Annotated in this window: 15 protein-coding genes; 6 read left to right on the top strand and 9 right to left on the bottom strand. The window is 48.3% G+C overall.

The annotated features are described in order from the left end of the window. Genes J2S00_RS03825 through J2S00_RS03815 form a run of 3 tightly spaced genes read left to right on the top strand, consistent with a single transcriptional unit; the run spans nt 1 to nt 2207 of the window. Nucleotides 1-279, top strand: coding sequence for a YciI family protein (locus tag J2S00_RS03825; protein WP_307335643.1), 279 nt, complete (start codon nt 1-3; stop codon nt 277-279). Nucleotides 280-285: 6 nt separating this feature from the next. Then, nucleotides 286-1200: a DMT family transporter gene (locus J2S00_RS03820; protein ID WP_307335641.1), complete on the top strand. Its 915-nt coding sequence runs from the start codon at nt 286-288 to the stop codon at nt 1198-1200. 23 nt (nt 1201-1223) lie between these two features. Continuing rightward, nucleotides 1224-2207, top strand: coding sequence for a DMT family transporter (locus J2S00_RS03815; protein WP_307335638.1), 984 nt, complete (start codon nt 1224-1226; stop codon nt 2205-2207). On the opposite strand, the gene J2S00_RS03810 is transcribed toward J2S00_RS03815, so the two are convergent. Together J2S00_RS03810 and J2S00_RS03805 are read right to left on the bottom strand one after the other, a co-directional pair. Continuing rightward, on the bottom strand, nt 2188-3720 hold the full coding sequence (locus J2S00_RS03810; RefSeq protein ID WP_307335635.1) for a solute symporter family protein: 1533 nt from the start codon (nt 3718-3720) through the stop codon (nt 2188-2190). The two genes, J2S00_RS03815 and J2S00_RS03810, sit on opposite strands and share 20 nt — an antisense overlap. After that, the gene (locus J2S00_RS03805) at nt 3717-3950 is read right to left on the bottom strand and encodes a DUF485 domain-containing protein (RefSeq protein WP_307335632.1); all 234 of its coding nucleotides are present in this window, start codon (nt 3948-3950) and stop codon (nt 3717-3719) included. Before J2S00_RS03805 ends, J2S00_RS03810 begins: the two co-directional genes overlap by 4 nt. Nucleotides 3951-4111: 161 nt before the next feature. Between J2S00_RS03805 and J2S00_RS03800 the strand changes: the two genes are divergently transcribed. The 3 genes from J2S00_RS03800 (at nt 4112) to J2S00_RS03790 (ending at nt 7694) form a co-directional block, all read left to right on the top strand. Next, a complete protein-coding gene (locus tag J2S00_RS03800; RefSeq protein ID WP_307336038.1) occupies nt 4112-5311 on the top strand; it encodes an MFS transporter in 1200 nt (399 codons plus the stop codon). 22 nt (nt 5312-5333) lie between these two features. Continuing rightward, nucleotides 5334-5612: a hypothetical protein gene (locus tag J2S00_RS03795; protein WP_307335629.1), complete on the top strand. Its 279-nt coding sequence runs from the start codon at nt 5334-5336 to the stop codon at nt 5610-5612. 69 nt (nt 5613-5681) lie between these two features. After that, complete coding sequence (locus J2S00_RS03790) at nt 5682-7694, top strand: tripartite tricarboxylate transporter permease (protein ID WP_307336036.1); 2013 nt, start codon at nt 5682-5684, stop codon at nt 7692-7694. Here J2S00_RS03790 and J2S00_RS03785 read toward each other — a convergent pair. The 7 genes from J2S00_RS03785 to J2S00_RS03755 form a co-directional block, all read right to left on the bottom strand. Further along, entirely contained in the window at nt 7681-8646 is a 966-nt protein-coding gene (locus tag J2S00_RS03785; RefSeq protein ID WP_307335626.1) for a tripartite tricarboxylate transporter substrate binding protein, read from the bottom strand. The genes J2S00_RS03790 and J2S00_RS03785 overlap by 14 nt on opposite strands. Before the next feature lie 110 nt (nt 8647-8756). Then, complete coding sequence (locus J2S00_RS03780; RefSeq protein ID WP_307335589.1) at nt 8757-9380, bottom strand: YitT family protein; 624 nt, start codon at nt 9378-9380, stop codon at nt 8757-8759. Nucleotides 9381-9472: 92 nt separating this feature from the next. Then, nucleotides 9473-10132, bottom strand: coding sequence for a 3'-5' exonuclease (locus tag J2S00_RS03775; protein ID WP_307335588.1), 660 nt, complete (start codon nt 10130-10132; stop codon nt 9473-9475). 4 nt (nt 10133-10136) lie between these two features. Further along, nucleotides 10137-12083, bottom strand: a complete 1947-nt coding sequence (locus J2S00_RS03770; protein ID WP_307335586.1) for a DUF294 nucleotidyltransferase-like domain-containing protein — start codon at nt 12081-12083, stop codon at nt 10137-10139. Next, nucleotides 12067-13728: a sodium:solute symporter family protein gene (locus J2S00_RS03765; RefSeq protein WP_307335582.1), complete on the bottom strand. Its 1662-nt coding sequence runs from the start codon at nt 13726-13728 to the stop codon at nt 12067-12069. The genes J2S00_RS03770 and J2S00_RS03765 overlap by 17 nt, the downstream gene beginning before the upstream one ends. A gap of 30 nt (nt 13729-13758) precedes the next feature. Beyond that, nucleotides 13759-14061 (bottom strand): DUF4212 domain-containing protein, encoded by a 303-nt coding sequence (locus J2S00_RS03760; protein ID WP_307335579.1) that lies wholly within the window; start codon nt 14059-14061, stop codon nt 13759-13761. Between the two features lie 26 nt (nt 14062-14087). Beyond that, a complete protein-coding gene (locus tag J2S00_RS03755) occupies nt 14088-14264 on the bottom strand; it encodes a hypothetical protein (RefSeq protein ID WP_307335576.1) in 177 nt (58 codons plus the stop codon). Nucleotides 14265-14305 lie beyond the last annotated feature (41 nt).

The following is a 14305-nucleotide window of genomic DNA, read 5'->3' as shown; positions in this document are numbered from 1 at the left end:
ATGAAATATTTTGCTGTCTTTTTGCCGATGAAAGATCAAGAAAAAAGCCAAACTTACCGCCCTGAACATTTGGCTTATCTGCAAAAATTAAGAGAAGAGGGTAAAATCATAGCCATGGGCCGCTTTACCGATGGTGCCGGAGGATTGGTCATCTACAAAGCAGCGTCATTAGAGGAAGCGAAAAGCTATGCGGAAAACGACCCGTACGTACTTCACGGTGCCCGGGATTGTGAAATTCATGAATGGGATATGATCAGCGACGTGTTTCCCAAGGACTGAGGCACGATGAGACAGGTAGTCCGCCAATCTGTTGCCTATTTGGAACATCATCCTTATGTGCTGCTGGTTTTGGCCCCGCTATTTTGGGGCAGCAATTTTGTGTTGGGACGGGTCATCGTACAGACCGTCCCTCCTTTTCATTTTTCTATGGTCCGCTGGCTGCTGGCCTTTATGATTTTCTTGCCGTTTGCCTGGCGAGAGCTCAGGCGGCATTACCGGTTGTTCCAGCAGCATTGGCTGCTGATGTTCTGTCTGTCTTTGACAGGCATTGCTGGGTTTAATACCCTGTTGTACATCGCCCTGCAGTATACCACATCGATCAATGCCACACTGGTTAATTCAACGGCACCGCTTCTCATTGTCTTGCTGTCTGTCTTGTTTCTGCGGGACCGTCTGTCAGCATGGCAATATGTTGGTGTTGTGCTCTCTTTTGCTGGCGTGGTGTGGGTGATTTCCGGTGGGCAGTTGGAACGCCTTGTGTCCTTGGAGTTTAACATGGGCGATTTATTTGTTTTAGCGGCGGTTTTGTCCTGGTCCATCTATTCCGTGTTAATGAAAAAATGGGGTGCTGATTTGCCCAAACAGGCCACCTTTATGGTGACGATGGTCATTGGACTTTTGATCTTGAGTCCCTTCTATGTGTGGGAAACACTTCGCTCCCCTTTTCAGTGGGGATCACTCACCTTTGACATGTGGCTGGGGATTGTGTATATTTCCATTTTCCCGACACTGGTCGCCTTCACCTGCTGGAATGAAGGCGTCATCCGTGTCGGTCCCAGCCGGGCGTCCAATTATTTGCATCTTATTGTTGTTTTTGCTGGGATCTTTGCCGTGTTGATTGGTGAAACCTATACGCTGGTGCAATTGATTGGTGCCATCTTTATCATTGGCGGGGTGCTTATCGTCTCAAACTATAAGTGAAAGAAGGGATTACACTGTCACGGGTGTTCACATACGTTTTTTTAGTTGTGGTGATGCTGATTTGGGGACTTAATGTTGTGGGCCTCAAGCTATTGGTGGAAACCTTTGCTCCGGTCACGATGCAGGCTGGGCGCATTTTTGTGGCTGGCGTTTCCTTAGTGATAGTGCTCTATTTTCTTAAAGAGTTACGTCGGTTAAACCACAAGGAATGGGGTTATACCTTGCTGGCCACTGTACTGGGGGTTGTGGTCCATCATGCGCTCCTTGCTGTGGGATTGGCCCAAACTTCCGCCTCCAATGCTGCCCTTATTTTGGGATTGCTTCCCCTGACCACATCTGTTCTGGCCATGATCTTTCTGCACGACCGGTTAACCTTGTTGAGGCTGTTAGGTATTGTTTGCGGATTTATTGGGGTGGCCTGCGTGGTGTTGCACAACAATGGCGGGATGGGCTCGATTGCCACTGGAGATCTGTTGGTTTTGCTGGCGATGGTCTCCCAGGCGTTCAGCTTTATTTTAATCAAAAAAGTGACGGCCACCCTCTCGGCCAAGGAAATGACAGCTGTCATGTTATTAGTGGGTTCTGTGATGTTATTGGCCTTAAGCTTCTGGGTGGAACCGCAAGGCTTGAGCACCTTCAACCAAGGATCATGGTGGATTTGGCTGATCTTTTTTGCCTCGGCCATTATTGCCACCGGTCTGGGCCACATGTTATTTAATGCAGCGATTGACAAAATCGGGGCTGGTCAGGCAGCGATTTTTAACAATTTGGTGCCTTTTTTTGCTTTGATCAGCGCTTTTCTGTTTCTAGGCGAGCCCATTTTTGCCAGTCAACTGTTTGGCTTTATTTTTATTGTAGCAGGTGTTTTATTGGGTACCGGCTATGTGGATGAAAAATTAAAGCTCGTAAGCCTGTCGGCGCCGGGACGGAACAAGGACTCGCTGTACTTTAAGGATCAGGCTTCCCTACACGGTGAGAATCATGGGGTTAAGAACGATTCTGTTTGACACCGGTTTGGGCCAGATAAGCGATCGATTCAAAACGGTCCTCATCAGCCAAATGGGGTGACAGTTTAGAACCCATATAGGCAGCAACAAAGCTTAACGGGATGGTTATAATCCCCGGGTTGTTCAGGGGCATCAAACTTCTGCTGCCTAGTCCGCCATAGAGGTCACTAAAATTGGGACTTAACAGCATCAGTCCTACGGAAGAGATCAGCCCGGTAACAATAGCGCTAACAGCACCAACGACCGTAAATTTACGCCAAAAAATGGTTAGCAGCAACACGGGAAAGTTAACCGAAGCAGCGATGCAAAAAATGAGTGAGACGATAACAGCCACATTTAGACTTTGCAAGCCAATTGATAGCACAATAGAGAGGGTGGCCACGCCGATGGCGGCACATTTGGCCACCCACATTTGTGTTTGTTCGGTTGCATACCCCTTGCACAAGACATGCCGGTAAAAATCATGGGCAAACGCCGTTGAAGCAGCAATGACCACGCCGCACACCACAGCCAGGATGGTGGCAAAGGCAATGGCCGCAATAAAGGCCATCAGGAAATCGCCGCCTAAGGCATAGGCCAACAAGGGTGCGGCCATATTGCCCGAAGGATCAATGCTGACCAGTTGTTCATAGCCAACCACCAGGACAGCACCCAATCCCAGTACAATGGTCATCAAATAAAAGCAGCCCATCACCAACGTGGCTGAAATGACAGATTGGCGCACAGCAGGGGCGTCTTTAACAGTTAAACAGCGGATCAAAATATGAGGCAAGCCAGCGGTACCGAAGATTAAAGCGAGATTTAAGGAGAGCATGTCAATGGGATCGGTAAACATATTCCCCGGGTGCAGAAATTGCTCTCCCAGCGGGGTGGCCTCTGTCACCAGGATGAACATCCTCAGCATGTCCCACTCAAAGCGGGACAAAATAATAAGACAGAACATCAAAGTTCCGGTAACAAGCAAAACAGTTTTTACAATTTGCACCCAAGAGGTGGCCATCATACCGCCGAAGACCACGTAGATGGTCATCAGCACGCCCACAATAATCACAGCAGAAGTGTATTCGAGGCCCAGGAGCAGTTGCAGGAGGGCACCAGCCGCCACCAGTTGGGCCACCATGTACAGGATGGAGATAAATAAGGTGTTCATGGCTGTTAAGGCCCGTAAAGACGGCTCTGGAAACCGGGCAGCAATCACGTCTCCCAATGTAAATTTCCCCAGATGACGGATCGGTTCTGCGATTAAGATGAGCAAGACAAGGTAAGAAACTAAAAAACCAAGGGAATAAAAAAATCCGTCAAAGCCGTATAAAGCAATGGCACCTGAGATGCCCAGAAAGGAGGCGGCACTGATATAATCACCGGCGATAGCCAGCCCGTTTTGCACCCCGGTTAACTGACCGCCTGCTGCGTAATAGTCATGGGTGGACGATGTCTGCCTGGCAGCCCAATAGGTAATGAGCAGTGTGCCAACAATAATGGCCAGGAAAAAGACAAAGGTACTTAGCGTCATGGGCGATCCACTTCTCTTTCCAAACGTTTCATCAGGCAGTAATACACAACAGCCACGCTCCCAATCATAATAAATTGGGATAAAGCCAAGAGCCAGGCCAGGGTCAGTGGTCCCACAACCGTGATGTTCATCACGGTCGGGGCCAGGGAGGTTAACATGGGCAGGGAGATAAAATAGAAAAAGAAAAATAAGGTTAAGCCTATTTGCCACCGTTTTTTCTGTTCAATCACACCGCATAACCCCCTTCAAGTGAACAATCCCCACCTGACGAATAGGGATCATGGTCTTAGCGAAAAATATGGAGGTCTAACAATGATACAGGGAGGAGCATCCTCTTTTGGCTAAGCAAAAACCGACTGGATGGACCACCTTGGCCATTGCATCCATTCCAATGATCATGACCCTTGGCAATTCCATGTTAATACCTATTTTACCACAGATGCGTTCAGCATTAGATCTCACCCAATTTGAAGTGAGCCTGACCATTACGGTATTTTCCGTAGCGGGAGCCATCTTCATCCCCTTTTTTGGATATTTGTCTGATTATTTTTCGCGCAAAGCAGTCATTATTCCTGCTTTAATTTTGTATGCCTTGGGAGGCGTTGTGGCTGGAATGGCCCCAGTGTTGTTTTCGGAGCAAGCTTACACCTGGATTTTGGCCGGACGGATTATGCAGGGCATTGGCGCAGCAGGAACCACGCCGATTGCTATGGCCTTGACAGGGGATTTGTTTAAAGGAGGGCAGGAAAGCAAAGTATTGGGTTTAGTTGAGGCTTCCAATGCTTTTGGAAAAGTTATTTCCCCCATCCTGGGCGCGTCGTTGGCGCTTATCTTCTGGTATGCCGTTTTTTTTGCCTATCCTGCATTCGGCTTAATCTCCCTGGTCTTAACCTGGATTTTTGTGCAAGAACAGGCCAAAAAGGCTGCGGCCCTTCCCTTCGGTCAGTATCTGAAAGGATTGCTCACCATCTTTAAACATGAGGGACGCTGGCTGCTCAGTGCCTACCTGGCCGGGGCTGTCTGTTTGTTTACTTTGTTCGGTATTCTCTTTTACTTATCCGATGTATTGGAAAAGACGTATCAGGTTAATGGGGTGTTAAAAGGAGGCGTATTGGCCATTCCGCTTTTAGTTATGCTAACCACGGCGTATATCACCGGAAGTTTGATTAAGAAAAACCAGCAGCTCATGAAAAATTTGATTGTGGCCGGACTTGTCTTGATGACGATATCCTTTGCCTTGCTCGTTTTTTTTACCAATTTGTATGCCTTTATCGGGATTTTGCTGCTCTCCAGTGTGGGCACGGGACTGGTCTTGCCTTGTCTCAACAGCTTTATTACCGGTGCGGTAGGTAAGGCCCGACGGGGATTCGTCACTTCATTGTACGGATCCGTCCGCTTTCTGGGGGTTGCTTCAGGTCCCCCTGTTTTCGGATGGTTAATGGGCTGGTCACGGACAGGCATGTTTTTGACAACAGCTGGTTTGACTTTGTTGACAGCCTTGCTGATTTTACTTACGGTCCGCGTGGCAGCCCCAGATCCCGCTGGGGAAACCAAGGACTCATTGTTTAAAAAAATGCAGCCTGTAGAGTAAGGGCGAAAGGAGAAAAAACGCTATGGAAATTTACCTTTCACCGGAGCTGGTTAAGGAAGATGTCCACATCTTAAATGTGGTCAATCACAAAAATGAAGCAGTGGGGTATTTGACCTTTGTTGTTGATGAGAAGAAAATGTATGTGTTGGGACAATGCCAAACCGAAGGGGTTAGGGAAGACTTTAAAGATGTCATTAAACCGTATATTAAAGGAATGTCCAAACTCAAGCCCGATTTGGATGTATATGTGACTTTATTTGTTGGGGGAAAAGAAATTAACTTGGAAGAAAGTGAGCAATGAATAGGCACCTTTCCCGGTATGACGGAATACTTTATTCCAGAATGATACAGAAAGAGGCGATTGGTGACAATGGAGTATCTCCTGTACATTCTGGAAGTGGAATCTATCCTCATCCTTGGACTGGGTGTCTTGTTGGGGATATTAGTTGGGGCTTTGCCCGGTTTAACCCCGACAATGGGGGTTGCCTTGTGTATCCCGTTTACGTTTTCTCTGCCGCCTGCTTATGGCTTGCTGCTTTTGGGAGGCATTTATTGCGGCAGTGTCTATGGCGGGGCCATCCCTTCCATTTTGTTTAATGTTCCAGGTGCACCGGCTTCCATTGCCACTACCTTGGACGGTTATCCGCTGGCCAAAGCTGGCAAGGCCAGGCAAGCTTTAGAGCTGGCTACCATCTCTTCTGCCATTGGCGGGATGTTTGGGATGGTGTTGCTCCTCTTGTTTGCACCTAAACTGGCTGTATTTTCTTTGCAGTTTGGGCCGACACAAAGTTTTTGGCTAGCCGTGTTTGGTATTACGGTGATTGCAGCCATCTCTCCAGGCTCCCTGAGCAAGGGATTAATCGGCGGAGGGATTGGGATTTTGCTATCCTTGATCGGGATCAGTGTGTTTACCGGAACACCCCGTTTTACATTTGGTATGGATGCACTTGTGGGGGGCATTCATGTGGTGACCATGCTCATTGGGTTGTTTGCTTTTCCCCAAGCACTACGTCTGATTGAAGGATTGATAAGGTATGGGGAACAAGTAAAGGATAAGGTGAAAACGGGGCCGTCTTCTGTGTGGCAATCTTTCAAAGCGGTGTGGCGCCATCCAAAGGCACTGGGAATTGGCAGTACCATCGGTGCCTTTGTGGGCATTTTGCCCGGAGCGGGAGGCAATGTGGCCAGTCTGGTGGCTTATAACGAAGCCCGGCGTTTTTCCCGTAACAGTGAGCGCTTTGGTACAGGGCACAAGGAAGGTTTGATCAGTGCCGAAAGTGCCAATAATGCCATGGTGGGTGGATCACTCGTTCCCTTGCTTATTTTGGGTATTCCCGGCTCTCCCACAGCGGCTATTTTTTTGGGCGGCTTGCTGATTCACGGCATTTGGCCTGGACAAAGTTTATTTGTGGAACACGCGCCGGTAGCCTATTCGTTCCTGTATGGCATGCTTCTGGCCCAAGCGGTGTTGCTTGCGCTGGGCTTGCTTACCATAGGCGTAGTGAGTAAATTGGTGCGCATTCCCCATTATTTTATGGCGCCAGTCATTTTATCCTTCAGCATCATTGGGGCCTATGCCACGCAAAACAACCTCTTTGATGTGTATGCCATGGTCATCATTGGCCTGGTCATGTATGTGCTGGCCAAATATGGCTTTTCTCCAGCCCCTATTGCCTTGGGGTTTATTCTGGGCCCTATTGCCGAAGTGGGCCTGTTACAAGGCTTGCAAATTGGCAGGGCGGAAGGGTCGGCTTTCTTGTATTTTGTCAGCGGAATGTGGAATGTCCTTCTGATCAGCCTCATCGTACTGACCATTGCCTTGTCCGTCTGGAAAGCACGGCAAAATAAAAGGCCCGTCACCCACGCTGTCCGGGCTGTTCCGGTATCCTGGACGGTTGAGACGGCCAAAAGAAGCTTGCGGCGGGGAAGGGGAATAGGATGGGCTGTTGCTCTGATATTGATCCTGGTTAGTCTCTTGTATGTGATCCGTTTGCCCAAAGAATTGTCCCTATTGCCTATGATGACACTTTTGGCGTTATTCATTTTGGCGGGATGTGAGTGTGCAAAAAGCATGAGGGAAACAACTGGTCAAACAGAACTGGTAGGGCAAAAACCACGCAGGCAGCATCAGTTGACTTTTGTCATATTTACAATGTTTATTAGCTTGGTGTGCCTCTTAACCCCAGTGCTGGGCTTTTATATGCAAGTGCTGTTGTTAATGGTCTCTGTCCCGCTGTTTGTTTATCTGCGCAAAAATAAAAATAGAAAGGCCAACTCTCTAAGGATTATGGTTGTCTCTGCCTCGTTTACTCTTGTTCTTTATCTGGTTTTTGGCGCTTTCATTCGTGTACCGCTGCCTGCAGGCGTGTTTAGCGGGTGGTGATGCCTTCCAACAGATCTGTATATAACGCTTGGCGCTGTTTAAACTCTTGCAGAAGGTCGTTACGGTTCATAATCAGCAAGTCGGCCCCCGCCTGGGCCATTTCTTCTTGGAAATCTTCATCATGGAGCAGTTGCAGGAAACTCTCTTCCAGTCTGTTAATCACCTCAGCAGGTGTGCCTGCTTTGGCTGCGATCCCCCGGTCCGTGCTCATTTTTACACTTGGATACCCTAGTTCAGTAAAGGTGGGCACATCTGGGGCGTACGGGTGACGTTCTTCCGTGGCAATGGCCAGAATGCGCACCTCATCACCCTGACGGTACATATCGGACAAATTGCCAGCCACGACTTGTATATGACCGCCCAATAAAGCTGCCAAGGCATCGGCTGCTCCGTTATAGGCTACATCTTCAAAATGGATCGCTGCCTCCTGCTCCAGTAATAAAATAGCCAGGTGTTGACCGACAAACTTTCCCGCATGTCCGATCGTGATCGTGCCGGGAGATTGGCGGACAGCTTCAAGCAAAGCATCTAATGTTTGGTAAGGGCTGTCATGTCTGACGGCAAAAACAGTTGGGTCCCACCCCCAGTTCACAATAGGCTCAAACGTGTCCAGCTGGAAAGATGTTTCGCCAATCATGGGTTGCGTAATGATATGGGGCAAATTATAGGCAGTCAGTATATATCCATCCGGCTCCACAGATGCAAAATAGTTCCATCCTACTTGGCCACCACCGCCCGGTCGGTTGACAATCACCAGCTCTTGACCCAGATACTGGCTGGCATATTTGGCTACAATCCGGGCTTGTGTATCCGTGGCTGCCCCGGCAGAATAGGAGACAATCAATTGAATGGGTTTGTTCGGGTATGCTTCTACGTCAGTTTCCCTTGTACAGCCCGTCAAATTGACCATTAGACATGTGCTGAGCAACACGAACAAGATGAGCTTTTTCATCATGCTTCCCCCTCCTCTGTTTGAAGATATGCAGAACAGAAGGGGAATATATATTGTCCCTTGTGGGAGGAAAAATAATTAGGAGAGGTCAGTTGAATCAGACCACTTGCCTATCGCCTTCGCCAGGCGAGAACGGTGAGAAAGGCCATTAAGCGCCTGATCATATCGGCTTTGTAAATGAAGTCGATGATACGGGTGGACAGCCATTGGCACAGGAGAGCTAAAACAATGATCTTCCATTCAATGACCACAGCGGTAATCAAAAATATGGTAGAGTTGATCCAAAACATGACCTTGCCAGGCGGATAGCCCTTATAAACTGAAATAATCAGGGCCAAAATCACCATGCCGCCGTTGGAAGCCCGCTGACGTAGTAACAGGCCGACACCCAAACCAAAGATCATGCTTCCCCACAGCAAGTCCAGCCAAACATAGCCATTAGCCCAATGGAGATAGGCATAGGACAGATTAATGGTGATTGAAGCAACAGAGACCGCATACATGGTACGAATAGCACTGGTATAGCCCAGCCATTTGATTGCCACAGACAGTAAAGAAAAATTGACCAGCCAGAGGGTAAATTCAAACGGAATGTGCAGCAAGTATTGCATTAGAACGGCAATGGCTGCTGCTCCACCGGAGGGAATGGCGTGGGGGAACAAAAAAATGGCCATGGCAATCCCCTGCAGCAGGCCACCGATTGTTAGCATAGTGTATGTTCTTACAATTTCCATTCTCCTTGTTCCTCTCCCTGGAAGCAGCTTGGCAAGCTTGACTATTTTGTCTTAATTCAGTGTATGATTCAAAACCGACTGTATGAACAGTTTTATAAAGCAAACTGTTCCTGCCCCCGTTCAACAGCTCGGATTAAGTCACCCCAGGTTTGAATGCCGCGCTGGGGTAATTGTTGCATCAGCCGGGTAAAAAGGTGGGCGCTGGTCAAGGCATCTCCCACAGCGGTGTGCCGCGCAAAGAGAGGAACCTGCCAATCCCGGGCATAATCTTCCAGCGATTGTTTGACGGCTGTGGGGTGTAATAAACGGATAAGGTGTAGCAAATCAATGGCTTGCGGGGTTTCAAACGTACAGTGATGCCGTTTCAGTTCATGCCTCAGCACCGTCAAATCAAAACGAAGGTGAAACCCCACCCAGCCTGCACCTCCGTACTGTTCAAGGAAACGGAAAAACTGTTCAATGGCCTCGATGGAACGGAGAGCACCTTGCACCACTTCGGGCTTAATTCCCGTCAGCTGCTGCACAGTGGGTGGAATCTCCCGCTCAGGATTGACAAAGCGGTGGAACACACGATCCGTCACCTGATTGTGCTTCACCAAGACGGCTCCCAGTTCAATCAAGCGATCGTGACGGTGAACGTCCAACCCGGTCGTTTCCGTATCCAGAACAACAAAGGAAAGCTGGTCAATAGGAGTGGACAGGGGAATGGGCTGTATGAAGTTGAAGGGTAATTTTTTTCGCTTCCAAAACATATGCTCACATCCCGAAATGGATAAACATTTGTTGTTGTAAGGAACGAATTGTTTTTAACGCGCGGCGTAAGTCTTCTTTTTCCCGATAGTTTAGTTGGCTCACAGGAAGTCTGGAACTAACCGGTTGCTTTTGGTTAAACTGGTGCCAGGCATGCTCCATGCGGATCTTCATCACTCCGGTATAAGCATAAAGCAATTCCTCTTTAAAAGAAGGGGTGAAGACTTTTTTGCCAACCAGATGTTCCATCTTGTCTAACGGTGTTCCTTCATACAGGCCATGATGAAGGGCCAAAATTTGCAAAGCATGATGGAAAGGAAATAAAGCTTCTTTTTTTAAATCAATCTCTTTTTTGCCCAGACGTAACAGAGAACGGAGAGGATGATCCAAGGTGGGTACAGAGTGTTCTTTTTCCAATACCGCCATACGGTAGAGAAAAATGCTAGAAGGTTTTAACTCCTCTTTGATTAACTGCAAAAATTGTTCATAAAGGTGTTGATCTCCTTGTACCATACGGAATGCTAGGAAGTTATGGGCCTGCATTAAGGTGTTGTTAGTTGCTCGCAATGCCCATTGGCGCAAGGTTTGTTGCCAGTATGAAAGGGGACCTCTCCAATCAGGGTTGGTAGCCATCATATTTCCTTTGCATTTGGCAAAGCCAGCCCGTTGCAAATAATCGACAACGGTTTCTGCCAAGTGGGAAAAATAGTTGGCGGCTTGATGGCGGTCGTTTTCATCGAGATGATCAACGGAAGCATAGACCAGAAAATGATCCTGGTCCGTCAACATAAACTGTTCGGCTCGCCCCGAACTGCCCATGTGCAGCCAACAATAGGGGACAGGGGGCCCTCCTAAGCCTTTTTGTTTTAATGTTTCACTTGCTAGTTGGAGGCAATGTTGGACAAGCCGGTCATATAAGGTGGTCAGAACCTCCAGAATATGGGTAACCGGCAAGTCATCTCGTAGTAAGTTGGCAAACACGGAGTAAATAGCCTCTTTAATGCGACCAAGATGGGCAATATCCGCTTTTTCAATCGTTTGTATGGAATCAAATAAGCCGCGGTTTTTCTTGCGCATCAGATCGGACAAGGTGAGCATGCCCACAACCTGGCCATCTTTGATCACAGGAAGATGTTTAATGTTTTCGGTTAAAAACAAGGCCAGTGCTTCGTAGTAGTAGTCATCACTGTTTACAGTGACAGGGTTGGGGGTCATCCATGATCTGGCTGATGGCTGTGTCTGTGTGTTACCTATCTCCGTGCCCATTTGCCTCACCAGATCACTTTCGGTGATAATTCCTGCCAGACGTGTCTCTTCCAAAACAACGACCGAACTGACGTTGTTGTCGATCATTTTCCGGGCCACATGTTGAATGGTATCACTCGATTGGGCGCAAATCACGGGAGAGGACATCAGGTCATGTACTCTTCTGACAAAGGGTTCGCTTTCTCCCCAGCGCTGAGCCAAATACACTTGTTCAGCCAGGGAGGCGTACACATCTTTTAAGCGCACGGCCAGCTGCCGTAACATGTAATTGCGAATCTCTTCATCTTCCCAACACTGCTCCAGAACATCAAAAGGAATGTCCAAACATTGGGTGGGCTCAATGCTCCGTACTCCCACATTGTGCTGAGTTTGGATATGGACCGGCTCACCAAGAAAATCAGCAATGGAGGAAAGGCCGATCAGATCTCCGGTCTGCAAAATTTCCAAAACTTCCTCTTTCCCTACAGCAGCCCCTTGGACGAAGACCTCAACTGTGCCGTTTAAAATCAAGAGTAAGCTTTCCCGCTCGGTCTTGGAATGAAGGATGATCTCATGTGTCTCAAAGGATAATAGCTGGCAGCGGCTGTATAATTGTTCAAAAGCAGCGTCATCCACCCCCTTGAACAGGGGGTGGTGACGAACATGGGCGGCCGCAAGGGTGTGATGTTGGTTATTTGGCGCTGTCATGGATCCACACTTCACCATCTTTATAGGTCATTTGCTCAGGATAACGTAAATCCATAACCTCTTCCTGAATCTTCTTGGACGGTTCGGCTGTCATTTTAGAGACGAAGTAGGTGACCAGCAAGTTAACCGGGACACCGAAAATCCCTGCCCCCGTGTCAATGACACCAAACAGGCTAAACCCGAAATAACGAGCGGCGATGATATAACTCAAGGTGATAATCAATCCGGAGAGCATGCCGGCGATCGCCCCTTTAGCATTGGCCCGTTTCCACCATACGCCCAGGAGCAGTACGGGGAAGAACGTCCCTGCCGCCAGGGAGAAGGCCCAAGCCACAATTTGGGTGATGACTCCCGGTGGGTCAAGAGCAACCAAACCAGCCACAATGGTGGCAATGGCGATAGACAAGCGTGCTACAAACAAGCGCTTTTTGTCACTGGCTTGCGGGTTAATTAAGCGATAATAAATATCATGGGCAAAGGAGGAAGAAATGGCAATCAACAGTCCTCCAGCTGTCGACAGGGCAGCTGCCATGGCCCCTGCGGCGACCAGACCGATGACGAAGACACCCAAATTGGCAATTTCAGGTGTGGCCATCACCACCATGTCATTGCTAATCACAATTTCTTCCCAGTACAAAATCCCGTCTCCGTTTGTATCAATCAGTTGCAAGAGGCCAGTGTCAATCCAGGACTGGGTCCAAGCCGGCAAATCATCGATCGGCCGTCCGGCAACTTGTGTCATCAGGATAAAGCGAGAAAAGGCAGCGTAAGCCGGCGCGGACAAGTACAACAAACCGATAAACACCAAAGCCCAAGCCCCGCTCCACCGGGCGGCTTTCATGGTTGAAACCGTATAGAACCGAACAATGACGTGGGGAAGGGCGGCTGTTCCGGCCATCAAACAGAACAAAAGAGCAACAAATTGCATTTTGTTTGTTTCCTTGAAGGGAGCAAAGTATTCACTCAAACCCAGCTCCCGGTCCAATTCGCCCAATTTGGAGACAATCTCACCGTAAGTCATCCAGGGCAAAGGGTTGCCAGTCATTTGCAGTGAAATAAAAATAATCGGGATCAGGTAAGCAACAATAAGCACGATGTATTGGGCCACCTGGGTCCAGGTAATGCCTTTCATTCCGCCAAAAGTGGCGTAAATCGTGATGACGATCACCCCGATGATGGTGCCGATGGCGGTGTTAATCTCGAACAGACGGCCGATGACCACTCCGGCCCCGGACAGTTGCCCAATGATATAAACAAAACTGATAATCATCGTGCCCACAGCAGCAATAATACGTGCCGTATGACTGTCAAAGCGATCACCAATAAATTCGGGCACCGTGTAACGACCGTACTTACGCAATTGGGGAGCCAGAAGGAAAGTCAGCAGCAAATATCCTCCGGTCCAGCCCATGATATAAGCCAAACCGTCGTAACCCAGGATCATCACCGTACCGGCCATGCCGATAAACGAAGCGGCGCTCATCCAGTCCCCAGCAATAGCCATCCCGTTCCATACAGGTGGTACCCCGCGATTGGCGACATAAAAGTCAGATGTTTGGCGTGAACGGTTGTAAACAGCAATACCGATATACAGGGCAAATGAAGCTAAAATAAGAGCAAGCGAGACCCAAAATTGCGCGTCCATATGAAACATTCCCCCCTTTTGGCGGTTCAATTAATGATCTAATGTTTTGCCAGCACTAATGCGTTTGTTTTCTGTTTCATCAATGCCAAAATCCTTGTCCACCTTGTCGCTGACAATGGCATTGACAAAGAGCAAGAGAATAAACACCAGGATGGACCCCTGTGCTCCCATAAAGTAATGAAAGGGCATACCGTTAAACGTAAAGTGAGTCAAATGTTCAGCAAACAGCACGACGCCGAAGGAGACGATAAACCAGATGGCCAAATAGATGAGAATATGCCGGGTTCTTTTACGGAAATAGGCATCGGCTACGGCTTTATCCATTTTTCTCACATACAGCACCTCCCTACAATGAATGATTAACGCAAACTCATGATAAATTTCAGCGTTTCAAAAAAGCCTAGTGGTACCATGGCAATTTGAACCGTAACATAGATGAAGATCGTCAAAAATGGAACAGTTAAGAGCAATGGTTTTTTTAATTTAAAGGTAAGGAACAAGCAGGTGGCGGTAATCATCAAAAACAGATAGATCATGGTCCTCCCTCCGTAAAAAGGTGTACAATGAAAGCGTTTTC

The organism is Caldalkalibacillus uzonensis, from assembly GCF_030814135.1.
Lineage (GTDB): Bacteria > Bacillota > Bacilli > Caldalkalibacillales > Caldalkalibacillaceae > Caldalkalibacillus > Caldalkalibacillus uzonensis.
The sequence above is the reverse complement of the archived record's forward strand: the minus strand, read 5'-3'. Positions and strand labels throughout refer to the sequence as shown.